The organism is Glacieibacterium arshaanense (assembly GCF_004681125.1).
Lineage (GTDB): Bacteria > Pseudomonadota > Alphaproteobacteria > Sphingomonadales > Sphingomonadaceae > Polymorphobacter_A > Polymorphobacter_A arshaanense.
On sequence record NZ_SIHO01000001.1, the window covers coordinates 640,293 to 663,777 of the forward strand.

General features: G+C 65.2%; 21 protein-coding genes. 10 read left to right on the plus strand and 11 right to left on the minus strand.

What is annotated here, in order from left to right; all coding sequences use genetic code 11:
• Nucleotide 1: 1 nt before the first annotated feature.
• Nucleotides 2-988, minus strand: a complete 987-nt coding sequence (locus EUV02_RS02900) for a helix-turn-helix transcriptional regulator (RefSeq protein ID WP_135244710.1) — start codon at nucleotides 986-988, stop codon at nucleotides 2-4.
• 149 nt (nucleotides 989-1,137) lie between these two features.
• Here EUV02_RS02900 and EUV02_RS02905 point away from each other — a divergent pair, with 149 nt between their 5' ends.
• Nucleotides 1,138-2,286 (plus strand): NAD(P)H-dependent flavin oxidoreductase, encoded by a 1,149-nt coding sequence (locus EUV02_RS02905; protein WP_135244711.1) that lies wholly within the window; start codon nucleotides 1,138-1,140, stop codon nucleotides 2,284-2,286.
• On the opposite strand, the gene EUV02_RS02910 is transcribed toward EUV02_RS02905, so the two are convergent.
• The 4 genes from EUV02_RS02910 to EUV02_RS02925 are packed head-to-tail and all read right to left on the minus strand — an operon-like array spanning nucleotide 2,283 to nucleotide 4,582.
• Nucleotides 2,283-2,732, minus strand: a complete 450-nt coding sequence (locus tag EUV02_RS02910) for an SRPBCC family protein (RefSeq protein ID WP_135244712.1) — start codon at nucleotides 2,730-2,732, stop codon at nucleotides 2,283-2,285. The genes EUV02_RS02905 and EUV02_RS02910 overlap by 4 nt on opposite strands.
• 1 nt (nucleotide 2,733) lies before the next feature.
• The gene (locus EUV02_RS02915; protein ID WP_135244713.1) at nucleotides 2,734-3,207 is read right to left on the minus strand and encodes a VOC family protein; all 474 of its coding nucleotides are present in this window, start codon (nucleotides 3,205-3,207) and stop codon (nucleotides 2,734-2,736) included.
• Nucleotides 3,204-3,971: a VOC family protein gene (locus EUV02_RS02920; protein ID WP_135244714.1), complete on the minus strand. Its 768-nt coding sequence runs from the start codon at nucleotides 3,969-3,971 to the stop codon at nucleotides 3,204-3,206. The genes EUV02_RS02915 and EUV02_RS02920 overlap by 4 nt, the downstream gene beginning before the upstream one ends.
• Nucleotides 3,968-4,582 (minus strand): TetR/AcrR family transcriptional regulator, encoded by a 615-nt coding sequence (locus EUV02_RS02925; protein WP_135244715.1) that lies wholly within the window; start codon nucleotides 4,580-4,582, stop codon nucleotides 3,968-3,970. Before EUV02_RS02925 ends, EUV02_RS02920 begins: the two co-directional genes overlap by 4 nt.
• A gap of 115 nt (nucleotides 4,583-4,697) precedes the next feature.
• Between EUV02_RS02925 and EUV02_RS02930 the strand changes: the two genes are divergently transcribed.
• From EUV02_RS02930 to EUV02_RS02940, 3 genes are all read left to right on the plus strand, one after another.
• The gene (locus tag EUV02_RS02930) at nucleotides 4,698-6,089 is read left to right on the plus strand and encodes an aspartate aminotransferase family protein (protein ID WP_135244716.1); all 1,392 of its coding nucleotides are present in this window, start codon (nucleotides 4,698-4,700) and stop codon (nucleotides 6,087-6,089) included.
• Between the two features lie 99 nt (nucleotides 6,090-6,188).
• Entirely contained in the window at nucleotides 6,189-7,073 is an 885-nt protein-coding gene (locus EUV02_RS02935; RefSeq protein WP_135244717.1) for an alpha/beta fold hydrolase, read from the plus strand.
• Nucleotides 7,070-7,918 (plus strand): class I SAM-dependent methyltransferase, encoded by an 849-nt coding sequence (locus tag EUV02_RS02940; protein ID WP_135244718.1) that lies wholly within the window; start codon nucleotides 7,070-7,072, stop codon nucleotides 7,916-7,918. Before EUV02_RS02935 ends, EUV02_RS02940 begins: the two co-directional genes overlap by 4 nt.
• 9 nt (nucleotides 7,919-7,927) lie before the next feature.
• Here the strand turns inward: EUV02_RS02940 and EUV02_RS15845 are convergent, their stop codons facing one another.
• The gene (locus EUV02_RS15845) at nucleotides 7,928-9,031 is read right to left on the minus strand and encodes a PEPxxWA-CTERM sorting domain-containing protein (protein WP_243445738.1); all 1,104 of its coding nucleotides are present in this window, start codon (nucleotides 9,029-9,031) and stop codon (nucleotides 7,928-7,930) included.
• Nucleotides 9,032-9,245: 214 nt separating this feature from the next.
• Nucleotides 9,246-11,150, minus strand: a complete 1,905-nt coding sequence (locus EUV02_RS02950) for a tetratricopeptide repeat protein (protein ID WP_135244719.1) — start codon at nucleotides 11,148-11,150, stop codon at nucleotides 9,246-9,248.
• Nucleotides 11,151-11,266: 116 nt separating this feature from the next.
• Between EUV02_RS02950 and EUV02_RS02955 the strand changes: the two genes are divergently transcribed.
• The gene (locus EUV02_RS02955) at nucleotides 11,267-12,448 is read left to right on the plus strand and encodes a CaiB/BaiF CoA transferase family protein (RefSeq protein WP_243445739.1); all 1,182 of its coding nucleotides are present in this window, start codon (nucleotides 11,267-11,269) and stop codon (nucleotides 12,446-12,448) included.
• 206 nt (nucleotides 12,449-12,654) lie between these two features.
• Here EUV02_RS02955 and EUV02_RS02960 read toward each other — a convergent pair whose 3' ends face one another.
• From EUV02_RS02960 to EUV02_RS02970, 3 genes are read right to left on the minus strand one after another with little or no spacing between them, the layout of a single operon-like run.
• Nucleotides 12,655-13,482 carry an enoyl-CoA hydratase/isomerase family protein gene (locus EUV02_RS02960; RefSeq protein ID WP_135244720.1) on the minus strand — a complete coding sequence of 276 codons (828 nt, stop codon included), beginning with the start codon at nucleotides 13,480-13,482 and terminating at the stop codon, nucleotides 12,655-12,657.
• 25 nt (nucleotides 13,483-13,507) lie between these two features.
• On the minus strand, nucleotides 13,508-15,019 hold the full coding sequence (locus tag EUV02_RS02965) for an AMP-binding protein (RefSeq protein ID WP_135244721.1): 1,512 nt from the start codon (nucleotides 15,017-15,019) through the stop codon (nucleotides 13,508-13,510).
• 2 nt (nucleotides 15,020-15,021) lie between these two features.
• On the minus strand, nucleotides 15,022-15,672 hold the full coding sequence (locus tag EUV02_RS02970) for a Pr6Pr family membrane protein (protein ID WP_135244722.1): 651 nt from the start codon (nucleotides 15,670-15,672) through the stop codon (nucleotides 15,022-15,024).
• Nucleotides 15,673-15,840: 168 nt separating this feature from the next.
• Between EUV02_RS02970 and EUV02_RS02975 the strand changes: the two genes are divergently transcribed.
• Nucleotides 15,841-16,485, plus strand: a complete 645-nt coding sequence (locus EUV02_RS02975) for an alpha/beta fold hydrolase (RefSeq protein WP_135244723.1) — start codon at nucleotides 15,841-15,843, stop codon at nucleotides 16,483-16,485.
• On the opposite strand, the gene EUV02_RS02980 is transcribed toward EUV02_RS02975, so the two are convergent.
• Nucleotides 16,455-17,729: an alpha/beta hydrolase gene (locus EUV02_RS02980; protein ID WP_135244724.1), complete on the minus strand. Its 1,275-nt coding sequence runs from the start codon at nucleotides 17,727-17,729 to the stop codon at nucleotides 16,455-16,457. The genes EUV02_RS02975 and EUV02_RS02980 overlap by 31 nt on opposite strands.
• Nucleotides 17,730-17,826: 97 nt before the next feature.
• On the opposite strand from EUV02_RS02980, the gene EUV02_RS02985 reads away from it, so the two are divergent.
• From EUV02_RS02985 to glyS, 4 genes are all read left to right on the plus strand, one after another.
• Nucleotides 17,827-19,950, plus strand: a complete 2,124-nt coding sequence (locus tag EUV02_RS02985) for a molybdopterin-dependent oxidoreductase (RefSeq protein WP_135244725.1) — start codon at nucleotides 17,827-17,829, stop codon at nucleotides 19,948-19,950.
• Between the two features lie 45 nt (nucleotides 19,951-19,995).
• On the plus strand, nucleotides 19,996-20,373 hold the full coding sequence (locus tag EUV02_RS02990; RefSeq protein WP_135244726.1) for a DUF6481 family protein: 378 nt from the start codon (nucleotides 19,996-19,998) through the stop codon (nucleotides 20,371-20,373).
• A 132-nt stretch (nucleotides 20,374-20,505) separates the two neighbouring features.
• Nucleotides 20,506-21,399 (plus strand): glycine--tRNA ligase subunit alpha, encoded by an 894-nt coding sequence (locus tag EUV02_RS02995; protein ID WP_135244727.1) that lies wholly within the window; start codon nucleotides 20,506-20,508, stop codon nucleotides 21,397-21,399.
• Complete coding sequence (glyS, locus tag EUV02_RS03000; RefSeq protein ID WP_135244728.1) at nucleotides 21,396-23,477, plus strand: glycine--tRNA ligase subunit beta; 2,082 nt, start codon at nucleotides 21,396-21,398, stop codon at nucleotides 23,475-23,477. Before EUV02_RS02995 ends, glyS begins: the two co-directional genes overlap by 4 nt.
• Nucleotides 23,478-23,485: the final 8 nt, after the last annotated feature.

The following is a 23,485-nucleotide window of genomic DNA, read 5'->3' on the forward strand; positions in this document are numbered from 1 at the left end:
ATCAGGGTAATGCAGGCCAGGCGGGCATCTGCGCCGGCAGCAGGTCGCGCAGTGCGGCGGGTTCAAGGACTTCGACGGCGTCGCCCCAGCTCATCAGGTGCCATGCCATTTCGAGCAGGCCGCCGGCGTGGAAGCGCACGACCAAGCGGCCCTCGGCGTCAATTTCGCTGGTCTGGCTCGGGTGAAACTGGAACTGGCGCGCGATGGCGGAAGCCTCGGCGGTGAAGCGCCAGACGATATCGACGGGGGCTTCTTCGAACACGCCGAAGGAGGGCGCGACAAAGGCACGCAAGTCGAACCCGGGGTCGCGCACGAAGCTCTCGCCGGTCAGCCGCAACCGTGAAATCTGCGGCAGGCTGTAGAAGCGCACTGTCGCGGCGGGGTCGGCGTCGTTGATCGCTACCAGATAGTGGCGGTGGCCGTACAGGAACCCCAGCGGCCGTACAGTGCGCGTTGCGGTGTTGCCGCTGGCGCGCCCGGCATAGCTGAAACTGACCTTGCGGCAGGCTTTGACCGCGCCGCGGAGTGTGGCGAACAGCGCCGGGGCGATGGCGGGGCGCGGACCGGGGCGCAGCGCGATGCCTTCGGCTTCGGCAAGCGCACCCAGATCGGGCTCGATGCGACGCATCAACTCGGCGGCGATCGATGCGCGGATTTTGGACGCCAGCCCGCGCAGGTCGTCGGCGGCCTCGATCAGATTGTCGGCGGCCATGCGGCTGGCTGCGACTTCGATGGTCGCTAGGTCGTCAGCAGTAATGCCGAGCAGCGGGCGCGTCGCCGGGGTCGACAGCCGCCAGCGTTTCGAGCGGTCGTTCGATGGCACTTCGTCGGCCTGCGGGAACACGCGCAGCACCGCATCGCGCATGCGGATCGCGGTGCGGCGGCTGACTTCGAAGCGCGTTTCGATATCGGTCAACGTCAGCCCGCCGCGCGCGGCCTGCATTTCAAGCGCGAGCTGGATTAGCCGGTCGGCGCGTGCATAGCGCATGGTTTGCCCCCGTTCGCCGCAATATGTCATTCCCCTTCAAGGCTTTGGCGGGTTTTGCAAGCGCCGTTACATCCACAACGGCGCTATGGTTGCCTCTACGGGCGGACTGCCGCATGTAGGCTGCAAACAAGCCTTTGGGAGATTCGACGATGAAGTCACCGATTTGCGAGATGCTGGGCATCGATTTTCCGCTGCTGGCGTTCAGCCATTGCCGCGATGTGGTGGCGGCGGTCAGCAAGGCGGGCGGGTTCGGCGTGTTCGGTGCGACTGGCCATACACCCGAAAGCATCGAAGTCGAACTCGCGTGGATCGATGCGCACTGCGGCGGCAAGCCTTACGGGCTCGACGTGCTGATCCCCGAAAACCTCGTCACCGGCGGCGCCAAGGGGCTGACCTCGCGCGGACTGGCCGAGAAAATCCCGCAGGGCCACCGCGATTTCGTCGATGACCTGCTCAGCCGCAACGGCGTGACGCCGTCGCCGCGCAATGAACGCCCCGCCGGTGAGCCCGCCAAGGACAGCGCGCCGCCGTTCGACCCGACCAATGCGCTCGAACTGCTCGAAGTTGCGTTCCGGCATCCGATCAAGCTCATCGCCAACGCGCTCGGCGTGCCGCCCAAGGCGATGCTCGACATGGGCAAGAAGCACGGCGTGCCGGTCGCGGCACTGGTCGGCGCCAAGGAGCACGCCATCCGCCAGGTCGAGGCCGGGGTCGACATTCTGGTCGTTCAGGGCGGCGAGGCCGGCGGCCATTGCGGTGAGGTCTCGACGCTGGTGCTGGTGCCTGAAGTATTGAACGCGCTGAAGGCGATTGGTGCCAAGACGCCGGTGCTTGCGGCAGGCGGCATCATGAACGGCCGCCAGATGGCGGGCTGCATGGCGATGGGCGCGGCGGGCGTGTGGACCGGCTCGGTATGGCTGGCGACTACCGAATCCGAAACCAGCGAAATCTTCCGCGAGAAGATGGTCGCCGCGACGTCGCGCGACACCGTGCGGTCGAAGGGCCGCACCGGCAAGCCGTCGCGCCAGCTCAAGTCGGGCTGGACGCAGGCGTGGGACGGCCCCGACAGCCCCGGCGCGCTGCCGATGCCGTATCAGACTCTGATCAGCGAGCGCGCGCTGCTCGCCATCGAAAAGTCGGCGGCAACGGGCAATGCCGCGGCGCGCGACATGGTGACCTACTTCGTTGGTCAGGGTGTCGGGCTGGTCGATCAGGTCAAGTCGGCCGGACAGGTCGTGCAGGAGTTCAAGGAGGACTTCGTCGCGGCGTATGAAGATATGACGGCGCTGTTCGACTAACCCTCGACGAGCGACGCGAGCTGGTCGGCCGCGGCGCCCCAGCCGGCTTCGAAGCCCATCTCCTTGTGCCGCGCGCAATCTGCCGCGTTCCAGTGGCGCGCGCGTGCGGTGTAGCGCGTGCCGTCGCCTTCGGGTTCGATTTCCCAGATGCCGACCATCATCGGCCCGGCGGGTACCCAGCCTGCCGTGAAGGCGTCAGTCGAAACCCAGCGCTTGCCGGGCACGAATTCGAGCACGATGCCGTCATTGGGCATGACCTCGCCGTTCGGCCCGAGCATTTCCATCGACGAGCGGCCACCGGCGCGCCATTCGACGTCGATGATGCGCACACGCCATGGCTTGGGGCACCACCATTCCTCCATCCGTTCGGTCATGGCGTGCCAGACCTTGGCCGGCGGCGCGGCGATATAGCGGGTTACAGTCAGTTCATGGGCGGCCTGCGTCATGTCAGTCTCCAGCGAATGCGGCTTCGAGCGCCGCGACATCGAATTTGCGCATCTTCATCATGGCAGCCATCACGCGTCCGGATTGTTCGGGCGTGCCCGCAGACATCAAACGGCCGAGTGCCGCGGGCACGACTTGCCATGAAACGCCGAAGCGGTCCTGGAGCCAGCCGCATTGCGAAGGGCTGCCGCCACCGGCAAGCAGCCCGTCCCAATAATGGTCGACCTCGGCCTGGTCGGCGCAGGCAACCGATAGCGAAATCGCTTCGCTATGCGGAAACTGTGGCCCACCGTTGAGCGCCTGGAAGCGCTGGCCGCCAAGGCTGAATTCGACCATCAGCGCGGTGCCGGCGGGGAAGGGCGCGCCGGCGCCGTAGCGCGACACCGCGCCGATGCTGCTGTCCGGAAACAGCGCGGTGTAGAGCTTTGCGGCATCCTCGGCCTCGCCGTTGAACCACAGGCACGGCGTGATGGTCATGCGGCAGCGCGCTTGCCGACCAGCGCGAAGCTGGCGCCCTGTGGATCGGTGCCGATGATGATGTGGTCATCGCCGGGGACTGCGCTGGGGCCGTGCGCGATGCTGCCGCCGGCGGCAATGACGCGCGCCACGGCGGCATCGATATCGGGGACGCGAAAGTAATAGGTCCACACCGTCGGCGGGCCGCCGGGCGGGCAGGGGGTGACCGCACCGATGCCGCCATCGGCACGGTTGATGAAGCGGTATTGCCCCAGCGCGCCCATGTCCATCGCGTCGCCCTGCGTCCAGCCGAACAGCCCCTGATAGAAGGCGAGTGCGCCGTTCTGGTCGGTCGTCGACAGCTCGTTCCAGCTGCAGCGTTGCAACAACTCCATCGAGAACGACGTGCTGGCGCCGACGCCCTTGGGGGTCATCACGTAGAACACGCCGCCCTGCGGATCGGCGACCATCGCGATGCGGCCGGTGCCGGGAATATCGTTCGCCGGCATGTGGATGGTGCCGCCGGCGGCGGTGATCGCGGCCAGTGTGGCATCGACATCATCGACGCAGATATAGCCGAGCCAGCCTGCCGGCATCGGCGCGCCGTTCGGCAGTGCCATCAAGCCGGCAACCTGCTCGCCATCGGCAGCAAAATGACCATAGCCACCGTGGTCGGCGGGCGCCGACGCACTCCAGCCGATGACCTGCGCATAAAAGCGCGCGGCGGCGGCCGGATCACTTGTCAGCAGTTCGTACCAGATGAATTTTCCATGCGTGCTGGTCATTGAAGCTTCTCCTCTTGCTTGAACAACAACATCAGATAGCGGCGCAGATGGTCGATACTGGCGACGACCGCCGCGGTATCGTCGAGCGCCTTGGCAACGACGTAACCGCCTTGCAGTACCACCTGGGTATGCAGCGCGAGGTCGGCTGCCTCGACCACGTCGCCCAGCCCATGTTCAGCAATGGCGGCCGCAAAGTCGGCCTCGAGCGTCGCGGCATGACCGGCGATGCTGACGCCACAAGCATCGCGGATCGCCGGCTGGGTTTCGAAAACTTCCTGCGCCATAGTGCCGGCGACGCAGCTGAACTGTGCCGGCGCGCCGGCAATCATCGCGCGCCGCAGGTCGAGATAGGCGAAGATGCGCGCGAGCGGCGTCGGTGCGGCGTGGTAGTCGGCGGCGGCGAACATCGGCGCAGTGATGTTGGTCCAGTGCTGCGCGGCGGCGACACCGTAATCGGCCTTGCTGGCGAAATGATGGAAGAACGCGCCCTTGGTGACGCCGGCGGCGCTGCACAGATCCTCGACGCGCGTCGCATCATAGCCGCGTTCGCGCAGCAGCTGCATGCCGGCATCGAGAAGGCGCGTTCGCGCGTCGGTTTTGGGGGTGCTCATGCATCAAACATACCAACCAGTCGGTATCGAGTCAATGCGCAAGCAGGGACTGGCGGGGCGGCGCGCTGCGGCCTAGAACAGCGGCTGCAACACAGAGATTCAGGAGCCTTGGGCCATGTCGACCGTCCCCGTCCGCAACTATGACATTCCCGAATTGCGCCGGCTCGATGTCGCGCACCACTTGCCGGCGCAGACCGACTATGGCCTGCAGCAGCGCAATGGCGGCTCGAAGATCATCACCCGCGCCGATGGCTGCACAATCTGGGACGGCGAGGGGAAACCCTATCTCGACGGCATGGCGGGACTTTGGTGTGTCGCTGTCGGCTATGGCCGCGAGGAGTTGGCGAAGGCAGCCTATGAGCAGATGCTCGAACTGCCGTATTACAATACCTTCTTCAAGACCGCGACGCCGCCGGCGGTGAAGCTCGCTGCAAAGATCGCCGAACTGGCGGGCGGCAACCTCAGCCATGTATTCTTCAACTCGTCGGGCTCCGAAGCTAATGACACGGTGTTCCGCATGGTGCGCCATTACTGGACGCTGAAGGGCCAGCCGCAGCGCAGCATCTTCATCAGCCGTTGGAACGCCTATCACGGCACCGGCGTCGCCGGCGTGTCGCTCGGCGGCATGAAGGCGATGCACGCCCAAGGCGGCCTGCCGATCCCCGGTGTCGAACACGTGATGCAGCCCTACAAGATGAACGAGGGCCTGCCTGGTGAAAGCGACGCCGATTTCTGCGCGCGTGCCGCACAAGCCATTGAAGACCGCATCCTCGAAGTCGGCCCCGAAAACGTCGCGGCGTTCATCGGCGAGCCTGTCCAGGGCGCCGGCGGCGTCATCATCCCACCCGAAGGCTATTGGCAGAAGGTCGAGGCGATCTGCCGCAAATACGGCATCCTGCTTGTTTGCGACGAAGTCATCACCGGCTTCGGCCGCACCGGCAACTGGTTCGGCTTCCAGCATTACGGGCTGAAGCCCGACATGATCGCGATGGCGAAAGGCCTGTCGTCGGGCTATCTGCCGATCTCCGCGGTGGCGGTCAGCAGCGAGATCGTCGAAGTGCTGCGCGCCGGTGGCGATTTCGTCCACGGCTTCACCTATTCGGGCCACCCGACGGCGTGCGCAGTGGCACTCGCCAACATCGCCATCTTCGAACGCGAGCACCTCGTCGAACGCACCCGCGATGACACCGGGCCGTATCTGGCGAAAGCCTTGCAGCGCCTCGCCGACCACCCGCTGGTCGGCCAGGTCCGCAGCCTCGGGCTGCTCGGCGCCGTCGAAATCGTCAGCAAGCGCGGCACCAATGAACGCTTCGGCGGCAAGGAAGGCACGGCGGGGCCGATGGTCCGCGACGCCTGCATCGAACGCGGGCTGATGGTGCGCGGCATCCGCGACACCATCGTCATGTGCCCGCCGCTGATCATCACCCACGAGGAGATCGATCGCATCGTCAGCATAATCGGCGCTGCGCTTGATGCGTGCGAGCCGGAATTGCGGAAGATCGGCTAAAGTGAAGGGCCTCCGGCGGGCAGGGGTGACCCCTGCACCCATTTGTTTGACGCTCTACAATCGGGTGCAGGGCTCAGCCCTGCCCGCCGGAGGCCCTGAATGACCTCACTGACCCGCCAATACCGACAAATTCCTGACGGCGAAGTCTGGACGCTCGAATGGCGCGACGCCGGCGAGCGCGCGCCATGGCTGCATTTTCTCCACGCGACGGGGATGAATGCCGAACTCTATCGGCCACTGCTCGCGCCGCTGGCGGGCGAGTTCAACATCGTCGCCAGTGACGCGCGCGGCCACGGCATGACGAAGCTGCCCGCCGACCCTGACCAGTTGCAGCGCTGGACGACGTATCAGGATGATTTGGGCGCGCTGCTCGCCAGCTACGGGCGCAGCGAGCCGTGGCTGCTTGCCGGTCATTCGATGGGTGCGACGGTGACGCTTGAACTGGCGGCAAGGACGCCGGGACTGGCGCGCGCGGTGCTGATGATCGAGCCGGCGACGGTGCCCTTCGCCAATGCCGCGGCGTTCGAGGCCGAGCGTGTCGCGGGCACTTCCGGGCCGAGCCATATGGATGCGCAGGCGCGCCGCCGCCGCCGCGACTGGCCATCGCTTGCCGAACTGCGCGCGGCGTATCACGGCCGCGGCGTGTTCAAGACCTGGGGCGATGAATGGCTCGACGCCTATCTGGCGGGCGGCACGCGACCCAACGCGGAGGGCGGCGTCAGCCTGAGCTGCGATCCGTTGTGGGAGGCGGCGACCTTCCGCGCCGTGTCGGCGACGCTCGAAGCCAGCCTGCACGACTGGCACGGGCCGATGGCGCTGCTGTTCGCCAATGAAGGCAGCACGGTGACGCGCGCCGATGTGCCTGTATTCATGGCGCGGCCGGGACGTACCGAGGCCTATTTCGAACAGGCCGGGCATTTTCTGCCGGTCGAGCACCCTGACGAGGTCGCAGCGGCGATCCGCGAACTGGCCGCGCGGTCGTGATCGAACCGCGCACCCGGCAAACGCGTGTCGAGGTCGCGGGGCATTATGACGAGCTCGACAAGGTCTACCGTGAAGTCTGGGGCGAGCATGTCCACCACGGCTATTTCAAGCGCGGCGACGAAAGCATTGCCGAGGCGACCGACGCGCTGACCGACCTGGTGGCGGAAAAGTTGCGCATTACGCCGGGCATGGCGCTCGTCGACATCGGCTGCGGTTACGCCAAAAGCGCCGAGCGGCTGGCCGAAAATTTCAACGCGCAGGTCACCGGGCTGACGGTGTCGGCCGAGCAGGCGGCAGTCGGCCAGGCGCGGCGGCCCAAGGCGGGCGGGCTTGATATCCGTGTTGCCGACTGGATGGCGAACGGGCTGCCCGACGCGGCCTTCGACCGTGGCTACGCGATCGAATCGACCGAGCATATGGTTGATAAACAACGCATTTTCGACGAGGCGTTCCGCGTGCTCAAGCCCGGCGGCCGACTGGTGGTGTGCGCCTGGCTATCGGCCGACGAACCGACCAAGTGGCAGGTCAAGCATCTGCTCGAACCGATTTGCCGCGAGGGCGCACTGCCCGGGATGGGGACGAAGGGCGAATATGACGCCTGGGCGGAGACGGCCGGTTTCACCGTCTATGGCAGCCATGAGATCAGCGACTATGTCGCCAAGACGTGGACAATCTGCCTGAAACGTCTGGGCGCCAAGCTGCTGACGCGGCCCGACTATATGCGCATGCTGCTGAGCCCGAAGACGCAGAACCGCGCGTTTCTGTGGAGTATGTTCCGGCTTGTCGAAGCTTATCGCAGTGGCGCGATGCGCTACGTGCTGCTTACTTACGACAAGCCCAAATAGCCGAGCTGATCAGGCAAACGCCGCGCGGCGCCGGCGCAACGTTGCGCCGACCATGCCGAAGCCGCCGATCATCAGCGCCCAACTCGCCGGTTCAGGCACCGGCGCGGGCAGGAAAACGCCGAGTTGGCCAGTGTCTGAATCAAAAGTCGGTGCCAGCAATGGGGTCAGCGTGTTGAACGCGATACCCGCAACCGGAATGCCCGACAGTGGCGCAGTCAAAAACGGCGAGTCCCCGCCTACCATGATGCTATTGATGATGCCGCCGCTACGTACCGGGTCGCCGAACACCGAATAGCCGATGGCGCAGGTCTTGTTAAAGGCATTGGTGCCGGGAACCGGCGCACAATTACCGGTGGCACTGGCCCAAGTATAGACGCGGTAGGTCAGCGTTCGGCTTTGGCCGGCACCGAGCGCCGCCAGCGTCAGTGTGACATGCGTCATATCCCAGCTGTAGCCGATCGCCGAGGAGTCGCCTGGGACGGTGTCGAGCCCGAAGTTGAGCAAGGTACTGCGTGCCGCGCCGAGGTTCTCGACGACATTGCCGTTCGCATCGATCGCCATGTCACCGCTCAGCGTATAGATCGAAGTGCCACCATCGAGGATGTCGAACTTGAATCCGGCAGTAGCGTTTTTGACCTGGCTGATGCTCGCGCCCTTGGTGGTCTGGCTGCAGTTGTTAAGTTGCGTCGGCGCACAGGTACCCGGCGCGACATCGGACACGATGTCGCCGAGCAGGAAGCCGAGGCCCGCAGGCAGTAGCGTCGAATCAAGAATAGGTATGACGCTCTTGCTCGACGTGTTCTGGAATGTCACAGCTACTTCCGTGAAGGCGTCGCCGACGCTCCCCGGGCCCCCCGAGATCACGCCATTCTGGAATTCGATAAGCCCGCCGGTGAGCTGCGAAGTCGCCTGAATGCCGCCGCCGGTCAGCCCGGTGCCGCCGACTGCGGCGTTGATTTGCGCACCGCTAAAGCTGGTCTTGGGCTGGCCGCTGACCTTGATATTGCCGTTGGTCGCGGTTAGTACCGCGGTGACATTGGCCGATGCTGGGATAGCCGCGAACACCGCAGTTACCGACAGCAACGCCAAACCGGTCGAATTCAAGAAACGCATTGCGACAACCCCTCCTCAAAACGCATACACAGATCGAGATATGCGAAGGATTGTTCGCAATCTTCAACTTCTTGCAGTGCAGCATAGCACAGCCGCAATGTCAATATCTCGGTATCACTGTTAACCATATTGCAAGCAACAGGCTGCCCTCACACCTTGATGCGGATGTGAAATCACTCGGCGCAGATAATAATATCAATTTATTATCAATTTATTACGCTACCTTGGCCATGAGCGCGGCACAGGTTGCGGCAGAGCTCTTATAAAAGCCGTCGGACTTGCCCATGGTCTTTTCGAGAATCGCCAGTCCCTTGGCGCAATTTCCGCGCGCTTCGGCGTGGCGACCAGCCTTCGCCAGAATCACGGCGCGGTTGACCATCAGGTCTCCGTGATTGGGGTGCAATTTGCCGTAGCTGACGTCGTAATTGATCTTGGCATCATCGAGTTGGCGCAAGGCCTCCGACGTCCGGCCCAGATCGGACAAGGCGAGCGCCAGATAGACTTCTGCCGTACCAATCAGATAGTGCGGCTTGCCAAAGCTCTTGCGATAGACGTCGACCGCCTGCGTCAGCGCCTTGACGGCATCGGCCGGACGGCGCTGGTCACGTGCGATCTGGCCTTCAAGCATCAGCGCATCGGCGCGGATATAATTGTCGGGATCGAGCACGCGGTCATAGACGGCCAGCGCACGTTCGATCTGTGCCTGCGCCTCGGGAAGCTTGCCCGCATAATATTCATTGGTGGCAATCGCGAAATAGGACTGGCCGACGGTCAGATGCGCGTCACTATAGACTAGTCGGTAAATCTGATTGGCTTCGCTCAGCGATTTGCGCGCATCATCATAGCGCCCGATCCCCGACAGCAGCAGACCGCGATTGTTGAGCACGCGCGCAATGTCGGTCTGTTTTGCTCCAGGCGAAGCGCGGAAAAGCGCCAATGCCTGATCATAGGCCGCCAGCGCCTTGGCGTTGGCAGTCTGGTCGGTGTAGGCCGCCGCCATGATCTCGCGGGCGCGGGCACGGACTTGCCGGTTGCGGCCATCATTGTCCTGTGGGTCCGCAGCCAGCTTGGCTTCGGCGACCTGCGCTGTGCGGACGGCGCCGTCGAGGTTCCCCTGTCGGTAAAGCGTGGTGGCCAGCGTCACCATGGCGTTGGCGCCCTGCGGCCCCGCCTTGTCGATAATCAGCTTCGATCGTTCGAGCGCGTCGCGCGCCTCATCGAACAGCCCAAGGTTGTTGTAGGCGCGCGCCACTGTATCGAGCAGCCGCAGCTGGATTGCCGGCTGCCCTGCAAGTTCGGTGCGCGCGCGGTCAGCCGAGCGCCCCAGAATCGTCAACGCGGTGATGGTGCGCGGGTTCTCGGTCGCTGGATTTGCCAGCTCGAAGGTACCGACAAGATAGTCGGCTGCCGCGCGCGCCGCTGCGCTCTCGGTTTCGGCAATCTTGCGCTGTTCGATTGCGGCGATGCGTTGGGTGTTGGCGTAATAGGCGAGCCCGAGCGCGCCGAACATGCCGATGACCGAGGCGCTGGCGATAATCGCCAGCCGCCGTGCGCGCCGCGCCGCTTCGCGCTGTACGAGCAGATCGAGCTTGAGCCCGGTCAGCCCGGCGAGCAGCTTGAACAGCGCCAGCCGCTTGCCGTCCTTGCCCTTGCGCATGTCGGCGGCGATTGGTTCGGCCGGAATGTCCGAAAGTTCGCCGTCTGGGCCGAGCGTGTATTGCAGTGCCGGCGGGAAGCATTCGCTGTCGGGGTGGCCGGGTTCACCGCTGGCGATCAGCGCGAAAATACGGCCTTCGCCATGCATGCGCTTGAAGCTTTTGACTTCCTCGTTGACCCAGCGCGATTTCGCTGCCGACGGCGAACAGATCAGCAGCAGGCACAGCGAATTTTCGAGCGCGCTTTTGAGCTCGAACGACAGGTCGCCCGATGCCGGCAGCTCGTCGCGGTCGCGGAAGATCGGCGTCAGTCGCTTGGGTACCGGCCCGAGTGCGGTCTCGGTGCCGACCAGCTTCGCCGGCACATGATAACGTTCGACAGCGCCGTGCAGCCAGGTCGCGACATGCTTGTCGGCGTGGCTGTAGCTGATAAATGCGCGGTAGTGCTTCGGCTCGGCGGTCATGCGGTGTCCGGTTGGGGCGACTGCGAATGCGTATCAGAAATATAAGTGTCGCTCAAAGGTGACTTTGCGTGGAGTGCGGTGCTGCTATGGTGGCGCCCGAATCCGGGGAGATTTGAATGACTGTCATGCCTACCGCCGCCAATTCCGTTCTGGGCGGCATCCGTATCGTCGACCTGACGTCGGTGATTTTCGGCCCCTATGCGACGATGATGCTTGCCGACCTCGGCGCCGATGTCATAAAGATCGAGCCGCCGACGGGCGACACCTTCCGCATGTCGGGAAAGCCCGCCAAGACCAAGGGCATGGGTGCCTGCCACATGACGCTCGGTCGCGGCAAACGCTCGGTGGCGCTAGATTTGAAGCAGGCCGCCGATAAGGAAATCTTACGCAAGCTGCTCGGCACCGCCGATGTCTTCATCCACAACATCCGCGCCGATGCCATCGAACGCCTTGGTTTCGACTATGAAAGCGTCAAGGCGATCAAGCCTGACATCATCTATGTCCATTGCGTCGGCTTCGGCTCGGACGGTCCGTACGCCGAGCTCCAGGCCTATGACGATGTCATCCAGGGGCTGACGGGCTGCACCGACATGATCTGCAAGGTCGATGGCAACCCGGCGCCGCGCTTCCTGCCGATGGCCGCCGCCGACAAGGTCGCGGGACTCTACGGCGCACAGGCGGTGCAGGCGGGCATCATCCACAAGCTGCGTACCGGCAACGGCCAGCATATCGAAGTGCCGATGTTCGAAACCATGACGCACTTCAGCTATGAAGAGCATCTGTTCGGCGCGACCTTCGTGCCGCCCAATGGCCCAATCCTCTACACGCGCCAGATCGATCCCGAGCGCCAGCCGTACAAGACGCTGGACGGTTACCTGTGCATCGTTCTCTACACCGATGACAAACAGGTCGAATTTTTCCACCGCACCGGCAATGGCCACTACATGTCCGAGCCGCGCTTCGCCGACCGCGTCGCGCGCTTCAAGAACCTCAGCCAATTGTTCGCGGTGATGGGCGAAATCATCGCGACGCAAACCACCGCCTATTGGGTGGACTGGTGCCGCACCAACAGCATCCCCGCCATGCCCGCGCACCGCGTCGAGGAGGTCATGAGCGACCCGCACCTCGTCGCCACCGGCTTCTTCCGCCAGCGCGAGCACCCGACCGAGGGCACCTTCATCGAAATGCAGCCGCCGCTGCGCTTTTCAGGCAGCGCGCCGCGCGATCTGCGCATGGCGCCGCAGATTGGCGAGCATACTGAAGAGGTGCTTGCCGAGTTGGGGATTTCGCGGAGGTAGGGGCTTAAGGGCCTCCGGCGGGCAGGGCCTCAGGCCCTGCACCCATTAGTTTCTTACTTTTCGTCATCCCGGCGAAGGCCGGGACCCATCTTTCTTTCGGACCGTGGAACAGAAAGCTGGATCCCGGCCTTCGCCGGGATGACGACGGCTCCAACAAATGGGTGCAGGCCTCAGGCCTGCCCGCCGGAGGCCCTTGAACTTCGGCCTTACTTCCCCTTGAAGTCCGCAGGACGCTTTTCGAGGAACGCCAGCATGCCTTCGCGCGCGTCCCCCGAGCGCAGCAGCGGCAGTAGTTGCAGGAAGACGTGATGGACATGGTCGTTGAACGTCTCGTTCAGCCCCATGCGCATCATGCGCTTCGACGCCTGCACGGCGAGCGGTGCGTTGCCGGCGATTTCTTCGGCGAGCGCGCGCGCGCGGGCCGGCAGGTCGGCGGGTTCGACGATTTCGCTGACCAGGCCGAGGCGGAGGGCTTCATCGGCATCGAGCGTGCGACCGGTGAAGATCAGCTCCGCGGCCTTTGACCAGCCGAGCAACTTCGGCAGCAGCCAGGTGCCGCCTGATTCGGGCAGGATGCCGCGCTTGACGAAGGCGGCCGACAGCTTGGCGCCGCGCGCCATCAGGCGGATGTCGGCGATCAGCGCCATGTCGAGGCCGTAGCCGGCGGCCGAGCCGTTGAGCGCGGCGATCAGCGGCTTTTCGAGGTTGAACATCACCGTCGGCGGGGTCGCCTTGAGGTCGAGGTTCGACGGGTTCGAGCTGGCGTTGGCGACGCCGCCTTCGCCTTTGGTCGCCGAGGTCAGGTCGAGCCCGGCGCAGAAGGCGCGGCCGGTGCCGGTCAGGACGATGACGCGGACGGCGGGGTCATTGTCGGCCTTGAGCATCAGTTCGGTGATATCGCCGAGCATGGTGTGGCTGATGGTGTTCATCCGCTCGGGACAGTTGAGCGTGATCGTCGCGACATGGTTGGCGACGCTGTAGAGCACTTCGGCGGGATTGGCTGCGACGGCAGCGGCAGTGGCGGTCTGTGACATTTTTGGTCTCCCCAGAGATGAAGGTTCAGGCTTTGGCCCAATATTTGTCCTTGAGCAGCCGCTTGTACAGCTTGCCCGTATCGTGGCGCGGCAGTTCCGGCAGGAAATCGATGGTCTTGGGACATTTGACGTGGCTGAGCTTGCTGCGCACGAACGCTAGCAATTCGGCTTCGAGCTCGGGCCCGGCGTCGGCCCAGTTGTGCGGCCGGACGACGGCCTTGACGGCTTCGCCCATGACTTCGTCGGGTACCCCGAACACCGCGACATCGGCGACCTTGGGGTGCATCGTCAGGACGTTTTCGGCTTCCTGCGGATAGATGTTCACGCCGCCCGAAATGATCATGTAGGCGACGCGGTCGGTGAGGAACAGGTAACCGTCGGCATCGACATAGCCGATATCGCCGAACGTCGCGCCGTGCTCGGTGATCGTCGCGGCGGTCTTTTCGGGGTCATTGTGATACGAAAACGCCGGCCCGCCGGCGAAGAAGATCCGCCCCGGCACGCCCGGCGGCAGGTCCTTGTTGTCGTCGTCGAGAATGCGGATGGTGCCGAGGATGGCCTTGCCGACCGAGCCCGGCCGTTCGAGCCATTCCTTCGGGCCGATTGAGGTAAAGCCGGCGCCTTCGGTGGCGGAGTAGTATTCGTGGATCTTCGGCCCCCACCAGGCCAGCATCGCCTGCTTGACGTCGACCGGGCAGGGCGCGGCGGCGTGGATCGCGGCTTCGAGCGACGACAGGTCGTATTTGCTGCGGACGTCTTCGGGCAGCTTGAGCATGCGCACGAACATCGTCGGCACCAGCTGGCTGTGGGTGATGTGGAACTTCTCGATGTTGGCGAGATAGGCTTCGGGGTCGAATTTTTCCATCACCACGACGGTGCCGCCATAGCGATGCACCGACATGCAATAGCGCAGCGGCGCGGCGTGATAGAGCGGCGCCGGCGACAGATAGACCATGCCGGGGCGGAAGCCGTAGAGCATCGCCACCATGCCAGTCAGCGCCTCGCCGTCCTCGAGCTTGCCTTCGGGCAGCGCGCCGCGAACGCCCTTGGGGCGCCCGGTGGTGCCGCTCGAATAGAGCATGTCGCGGCCGCAGGATTCGTCGGTGATGCGGCTGGTCGGCTGCGCGGCGACGGCGGCCTCGTAAGGTTCGTAGCCAGCAATGGCACCGCCGAGAGCGTAGCGCGCCGTGACCACCGGCAGGTTCGCCGCGACCGCGGCCAGCGAGGCGCCGGCGAAGATCACCGAAGCGCCCGAGTCGCTGACGATATAGCCGGCTTCCTCGGCGGTCAGCTTGGTCGCCATCGCGACATAGACGAGGCCCGCGCGCTGCGCGCCCCAGCAGATCGCCAGATATTCGAGGCAGTTTTCCATGAACACGACCACGGTGTCGCCGCGCTTCAGGCCGTTGGCGCGTAGCAGGTGCGCGACCTGGTTCGACCGTGCTTCAAGCTCGCCATAAGTCATGGTGGCGCCGCTGCCCGCCATCACGGTGGCGATACGGTCGGGATGGCTGGCGGCGTGAACGAACGGATGCATCTTTACTCCCCGGGTTGGATTCTTGTTTGTCGTGACAGGCGCCCCAGCACGCGGTCGAGCGCGATGACGGCGAGCGCCAGCACCACGAACAACGCGAACAGCAGCACGATGTTGCGCGTTACCGTTGCCCCGTCGAGCTTGGTCAGGTCAAGAAAAGGATAGGCGTACTTGTCGGTGAGCGCGCCGCGAACCATCGCGAAGCCGAGATAGCCGGCGGGGAACCCCAGCCACGCCAGCGCCTGTCCGGCGCGCAAGCCACCGTGCGGCACCAGCGCCAGCCAGAACAACGGCACCGCCAGCGGCGTCACAGTATGCAGCAACGTGTCGGCAAGCTTGTGCAGCCCGACCGGGTGCCATTGCGACGCGAGGACGAGATTGTACACCGCGCCGACGATGATGATGTAGACGCTGAGTGCTGCGACCGTGCCGCGCCGTGACAACCAGCCGGCATCGAGACCGTGGCGCGCAATCGCGGTCATCACCAGCGCGACCAGCAGGTTAGACCAGATGGTGAAATAGCCAAACAGCCCGATCAGGCCCGGCAGCCCGCCGTTGCCGGTCATCGGCGCCAACGTCGACAATGCCGACTGCAGACCGACCGCGCCCCATGCGGTCAAGGCGATTGCCAGCGCGGCGGCGCGCAGCTTGTCCATCGATTGCTCCCCAGTTTGCGATGTTTGTCTTTTCCTAGCATGGCGTGACACGCTGACAAGCGCGCCGGGCATTGCCGCGCGCCGCACAATATCGCATCAAGCGCCATTGCCTGCAGTCCCGGAATCGCTGCCTTGCCCGAACCAACCGCCGCGCCTGGCCCAGACTCTTTGCCCGGGGGCGTTATCCTGCTCCATGGTCATGGCCGTACCGGCCTGTCGATGCGACCACTGGCGTCGGCGCTGCAGGCGGCGGGGTTCACGACGTTGACGCCGTCGTACGGGCTGCGGCGCACGATGCCCGAAATCATCGACTATTTGCGCCCGCGCGTTACGGCGTTTGCAGACACGCACGATGGACCGCTGCATGTCGTGACGCATTCACTCGGCGGGCTGGTGGCGCGGGCGTGGCTGGCGCGGCACCGGCCGCAGCAGCTCGGGCGGGTTGTCATGCTGGCGCCGCCCAACGCCGGCAGCCCGCTCGCTGATGCGCTGCACCGCTACGGGCTGGGCAACATCGTGCTCGGGCCGGTCGGTGATTTTCTGCGGACGCGGCGGACGCGCGCGGCCGAGGCCGCGCTGGGCGCGGTCAATTACGACCTTGGCATCATCGCCGGCGACCGCATGCTGCTGCCGGCGCTGACGCGCGCCTTCATCCCCGATGCCGGCGACGGCAAGGTCGCGGTCGCCGCCACGCATGTCGCGGGCATGTCCGACCATATCGTGCTGCCCGTCGCACACACCTTCATGGTGCGTGACCCCCGCGTCATCGCGCAGACTCTGGCCTATTTGACGACGGGCGCGTTCGACCGCTGAGCCGCCAGCACCGCCGCCAGCCGGTCAGGGTAGTCGGCCGGGAAGCTCCAGTATTGCGCCCCCGACGGCGCTGCACCCGGCGCCAGACCGCGCTCGGCCGGCGGCAGGCCCAGCAGCAGCGTCAGCAGCACATCGCTGCTCGCCCAGGGGTCGTCATACCAGAAGGTGTGCGCGCGCGCCGAAATGCCGCTCATCGTCTCGGGGCGGACGTCGATCAGGTCAAGGCCTTGGCGGCGGTTGGCCTCCAGCAGAAAGCGTGTGGCATTGGGGCTGAGTTCGGCGAAATCGGGGCGCCCGGCGCGCGAGGCGCGATTGATCAGCTGCGACAACCGCAGCGCAGAGTCATTGAGGTTGGCCGCCACGGTGACGCGCGTCGCCACACCGGCATAGTCGCGCAAGTCGTCGACAAAGCCGCGCGTGTCGGCATCGGGCGCGGCGTGATAGACCTCGCCGAGCCGCGGGTTGACGGCACCGGCGACGCGCGACTTGCGGCCGACCAGCGCCAGCCCGTCGCTGCCGACCATGCCGCCGGCGCTATAAGTCAGCACGTCGATCTTTCGTGCCTTCGTGTGCACCGCCAGCAGCTCGATCAGCTTCGCCAGCTGCGGTGCGGCACCGAACGCCGTCTGGACATCGCGCGGATAACGCAGGAAATTTTCCGCCGTCGGCCAGGCGAACAGCAGCACAACCGAATTCTGCCCGGTGAAGTGGCGCAGCTGCGCGGCTTGGCCGGCGGCGCGTTCGACGGTGGCATTGGCGCCGTGGACATAGATGATGATGTCCTTGTCGGCCGAACGCTCGAGCGCGGCGTTGACCAACCCGAGCCACGCGCGCGCACCTGGCGACAGCGGCTCGCCCTCCGCCAGCGTCGCGAGTTCCGCCATTGTTTCAAGGTTCAGCTGCGGGCGCCGGTCATCGCCGGCGCCGGTCGACAACGCGTAGATCTGCTCCCACGTCGTCTGCTCGCCGCCGATGCGGATCTGTGACACGCCGAGCTGCAGGTCACGCCCCGGTACCACTGCATACAGACGGTTGGTGCGCGGCCCGACGGGCAAACGGTTGGTGGCGTAGAACAGTTCAATGGTGTTGCTGCGCGCCAGCGCGGGGTTCGCGGTGAAGGCGTTAGGGCCGCCATCGAGGAACAGCTTGGGCGTCGGCATCAACCGCATCGGCGGCTGGTGGAACGACATCGCGATGATGACCGCGACGATGATGAATAGGGCAATGAAAAGGATCCGGCGCATGGCTTTCCATAGCGCGGGCGCGGCGGATTGCACACGCTCTTCCCATCAACGCCGCGCGCGCTTAACCTGCCCGCAAAAGTCCGGGGAGTTCTACGCCATGCCGACCACGCACATCCGCACTTGCCATTTGTGCGAAGCCAATTGCGGCCTGCTCATCACCACCGAGGGCCGCACCGTGCTGAGCATCAAGGGCGACCCCGACAATGCATTGAGCCGCGGTCACATCTGCCCCAAGGCGACCGCGATCACCGACCTGCAGGACGACCCTGACCGGCTGCGCGCGCCCGTCAAGCGTGTCTCCAATGCCAGTGGGGGCGACCAATGGCAGGAAATCAGCTGGGAAACCGCGTTCGCCGAAATCGCCGCCAAGGCAGCAGCGGTGCTGGGCGAGGGCGGGGCTGCCAGCGTCTATGTCGGCAACCCGACTGCGCATAATTATTCGGTCGGCGGCATGATCGGGCATTTGAAGCGCGCCGTCGGCGCCCGCACCAATTTTTCCGCCTCGACCGTCGACCAGATCCCGCACCAGCTCGTCCAGATGTGGATGTACGGCCACAACGGGCTGTTCCCCGTCGCCGACATCGACAACACACAGACGATGCTGATGCTCGGCGCCAATCCGCTGGCGTCGAACGGCAGCGTCTGGACTGCGCCCGACGTCAAGAAGCGCATCGAGGCGCTGCAGGCACGCGGCGGCAAGCTGATTGTCGTCGATCCGCGCCGCACCGAAACCGCTAGGATCGCCGACGAGCACCACTTCATCCGCCCCGGCAGCGATTCAGCGCTGCTTATCGGCCTGCTGCTGGCGCTCGACGAGGCCGGGCTCGTTAACCCGCGCGCCGCCGCCGCGTTGCTCGATGCGCGCTGGGATACCGCCTGGGCGGCGCTGCGCCGCTTCGATATCGCAACCTGCGCTGCTGCCTGCGGCATCGACGAGGCCACCATCCGCGACATCGCCGCGCGGTTGGGTGGCGGCGAACCCGCCGCGGTCTATGGCCGCATGGGCGTGTCGGTCACCAGCTTCGGCAGCCTCAACCACTGGCTGATCCAGTTGCTCAATATCGCCAGCGGCAATTTCGACCGCGTCGGCGGCGTCATGTTCAACCAGCCCGCCGCCGATATCGTCGCCACCGCCGGCGCCGGCAGCTATGGCCGGTTCCATTCGCGCGTGTCGGGCCATCCCGAAGTGCTGTCTGAGTTCCCGGTGGTGGCGCTCGCCGAGGAAATCCTCACCCCTGGCGCGGGGCAAATCGACATGCTGTTCGTCGTCGCCGGCAATCCGGTGCTGTCGACGCCCGACGGCACCAACCTCGATCGCGCGCTCGAACGCCTTAAGCTGATGGTTTCGGTCGACATGTATGTCACCGCCACCAGCCGCCATGCGCACTATATCCTGCCGCCGTGCGGCCCGCTCGAAAAGGACCATTACCCGACCTTCCTCGCGCCAATCATGGTGCGTAACTTCGCGGCCTACTCGCCCGCAGTGTTCGACCAGACGCCCGGCACCAAGTCCGACTGGGAAATCCTGGCCGAAATGGCGCGCGCCATCAGCCAGGCCCGCGGTGAGCCGGCGCCCAACATCATGCACCCGCGCGAGGCGCTCGACCGGCTGCTGCAGCGGAGCCCGCGCGGGCTCAGCCTTGCCGACATCGAAAAGCATCCGCACGGCATCGACCTCGGGCCGCTGCAGCCGACCGGCGACACCAAGCTGGCGACCCCCGACAAGAAAATCGACGCCGCGCCGGCGCTGCTGCTCGCCGACCTCGACCGCTTTGCCGACTGGCTCGCGGCGCTGCCCCCGATCGGCGGCGATACGTTGCTGCTGTTTGGCCGCCGCAACGTGCGCTCGAACAACAGCTGGATGGCCAACAGCCGCCGCCTCGCCAAGGGCCCGGCGCGCTGCGTGCTGATGATCAACCCCGCCGATGCGGCAGCGCGCGGCCTCGAATCCGGTCAACTCGTCGATATCGAATCGCGCGTCGGCAAGGTGCAGGTGGCATGCGAGGTCAGCGACGACGTCATGCCCGGCACAGTGTCGTTGCCGCACGGCTACGGCCATAATCGCCCTGGCATCCAGCTGCGCGTCGCCGCCGAACGCCCCGGTGTCAGCTACAATGACCTGTCGGATCCGCTGCTGATCGACCCGGTTTCGGGCAATGCGGCGCTGACGGGTGTGCCCGTCACCATCACCGCCGCAGCGTCAGTGGTTGCCGCGGCGTGAGCGAGCGGCTATGGAGCGCCGCATCCACACATCAAAGCGAGACTCATGGGCTTCAAACTTCCCGATCATAAAGACCGCGCTGCCGTTGCAGCCAAGGCCCGTGCTGCCGCACTCGAAAAGTTCAAGACTGCCGCCGAACCCACGCCCGAAGAACTCGCCGCACGCGACGCGCGTGCTGCCGCTGCCGAGGAAAAGCGCCTCGCCAAGCTCGCGGCCTTCGCCGCCAAGCGCGAAGCCCAGCGCCAGGCTGCGGCCGACGCGCGTGCCGCCAAGGAAGCTGCCAAGCTCGAAGCGCTGAACCGCATCATCCTCAGCGAGGAAGAAGAACTCGCCGCCAAAAAGGCCGAGCGTGACGCGCGCTACGCGGCGCGCAAGGCTGCGAAGTCGACCGCCAAGGCGGTCAAGAAGGCCAAGCGCACCTAAAGGGCCTCCGGCGGGCAGGGGTCACCCCTGCACCCGATTGAAGACTTGGGGCCGGTGTTTGCCTTGACCCTTGGCCTGCCGCACCGCTAAACGCGCACTCGTTGTTTTTGCACCTGCGAACAGGGAAATTGCGTGGCCAATTCGTCATCCTTCCAGGGCCTGATCCTGACGCTGCAGAATTACTGGGCGGCGCAGGGCTGCGTCGTGCTGCAGCCCTATGATGTCGAAGTCGGCGCCGGCACCTTTCACCCCGCCACCGTGCTGCGCGCGCTCGGACCGGAACCGTGGAAGGCCGCCTATGTACAGCCCTCACGCCGCCCGTCGGATGGCCGCTACGGCGAAAACCCCAACCGCCTCCAGCATTATTACCAGTTCCAGGTCATCCTGAAGCCGTCGCCCGCCGACATCATCGACCTGTATCTCGGGTCGCTTGAAGCACTCGGTATCGACACCAAGAAGCACGACATCCGCTTTGTCGAAGATGACTGGGAAAGCCCGACGCTCGGTGCCTGGGGCCTTGGCTGGGAAGTCTGGTGCGACGGCATGGAGGTGACGCAGTTCACCTATTTCCAGCAGGTCGGCGGCTATGACTGCCTGCCGGTAGCGGGCGAAATCACCTACGGGCTCGAACGCCTCGCCATGTATGTGCAGGGCAAGGACAGCATCTACGACCTCGCCTATAATGACGAGGGCGTCACCTACGGCGACGTGTTCCTTGCGCAGGAGCAGCAGTTCAGCGCGTTCAACTTCGAACACGCCAATACCGAAAAGCTGTTTGAGCATTTCCGCGCCGCCGCCGCCGAATGCAACGCGCTGGTCGCCGCCGGACTGCCGCTGCCGGCGTATGACCAGGCCATCAAGGCGAGCCATTTCTTCAATCTGCTTAACGCCCGCGGCGTCATTTCAGTCGCCGAGCGCCAGGCCTATATCGGCCGCGTCCGCGACCTGACCAAGGCAGTGTGCACCGCACAGATCGAAAAGCACCGCGCGCGCTGGCAAGCACAGTTTCCGGAGTGGGCGGCATGAGCGATTTCCTGCTCGAACTCGCCTGCGAGGAAATCCCGGCGCGCATGCAGGCGAAAGCCGCCGAGCAACTGGCGGCGCGCTTTGCCGACGGGCTCAAGGGCCGTGTCAGCACCGACAAGATCGAGGTGTTCGCGACGCCGCGTCGCCTCGCGCTGATCGCCACCGGGCTGCCTGACCACGGCGCCGCAGTTTCCGAAGAACGCCGCGGCCCGCGCGCTGATGCACCCGCGCAGGCGCTCGAGGGCTTCCTGCGCTCGACGGGCATGACGCGCGACCAGCTCGAAGAACGCGAGACCCCCAAGGGCGTGTTCCTCTATGCAAACTTGCGCAGCGAAGGCCGCCCGACCGCCGAGTTGCTGGCCGAACTGATCCCGCAGATCATCCGTGATTTCGACTGGCCCAAGTCGATGCGCTGGGGTCCCGCCTCGGTGGTCAGTAGTTCCCCGCGCTGGGTGCGGCCGCTGACCGGCATCATCGCGCTGCTCGGCGACCATGTCGTGCCGTTCGAAATCGCCGGCATCACCTCGGGCCGCAGCACGCGCGGCCACCGCTTCATGAGCCACGGCAGCATCGAGATCGCCCACCCGCGTTTCTACGCCGCCGAACTGCGCGACGCGCACGTCATCCTCGACCCCGCCGAGCGCCGCGACATCATCCTGACGCGCGCCCGCAAGCTCGCCACCGACGCCGGGCTGACGCTGATCGAGGACGACGGTCTGGCGACCGAAAATGCCGGTCTGACCGAATGGCCGGTGCCGCTGCTCGGCAAGTTCGATCCGGCGTTCCTCGACGTGCCGCCCGAAGTCATCCAGCTGACGATGCGCACCAACCAGAAGTATTTTGCCGCGCAGGACGCGAACGGCAAGCTCGCACCGGTGTTCATCGCGGTCGCCAATATCGAGGCGAACGACGGCGGCGCCGCCATCGCCGCGGGCAATGCGCGCGTGCTCAGCGCGCGGCTGTCGGACGCCAAATTCTTCTGGGACGGCGATGTCGCCAAGGTCAAAGCCGAAGGGCTGGAAGCGTTCACGCCCAAGCTGGCGGACATTGTCTTCCACGAAAAGCTCGGCACCGTCGCCGACAAGGTCGAACGCGTCGCCAAGCTGGCCCGCTACCTCGCCGCTTTCATCCCCGGCTGCGACGCCGATCAGGCCGAACATGCAGCGCGCCTGTGCAAGGCCGACCTCACGACCGGCACCGTCGGCGAATTTCCCGAGGTGCAGGGCCTTGCGGGCGGTTATCTGGCGCGCGCCGCCGGCCTCCCCAATGCCGTCGCCGACGCGATCCGCGACCACTACAAGCCGGTCGGGCAGGGCGACGATGTGCCGACCGCGCCGGTGAGCGTGGCGGTGGCACTGGCGGACAAGCTGGATACCGTCGTTCAGTTCTTCGACGTTGATGAAATGCCTTCGGGCTCGCGAGATCCGTTCGCACTTCGCCGAGCAGTGTTGGGAATTATTTCCTTAATCATCGACAATGGTTTGCGCTTAGAACTTGCGAAGGTTTTCGTCGCCGCACTGCATGGCAAGGGTCGCAAAAGCGACCGCTGGCCCGACAATTTGGAATTGCTCACCTTCTTCGGCGAGCGCTTGAAAGTGCAGCAGCGCGCGAAGGGCGTGCGGCACGACCTCATTGACGCAGTTTATGCGACCGGTGCGGCGGACCTCGTCCGCCTGCTCGCCCGCGTCCATGCGCTGCAAGCCTTTCTCGCCACGCCCGACGGCGCCAACCTGCTCGCCGGGGCCAAGCGCGCGGCAAATATCCTGCGGATCGAGGAAGCCAAGGACGGCGCCAAGACCGGTGATGTCGATGCCGAGCTGCTCGTCGAACCCGCCGAATCTGCACTCGCGGCGGCATTGGCGACCACATTGCCGGTGGTCGAAAAATCGCTCGCCGATGAAGATTTTGCCAAGGCAATGCAAGCGCTTAGCGCATTGCGGGCGCCGGTCGATGCGTTCTTCGACGCGGTCATCGTTAACGCCCCCGATCCGGCGCTGCGTATCAACAGACTCAACCTTCTCAATCAGTTGCGTAACTCTGTTCAAGCCGTGGCTGACTTCTCGAAGATCGAAGGCTAGGCTACACC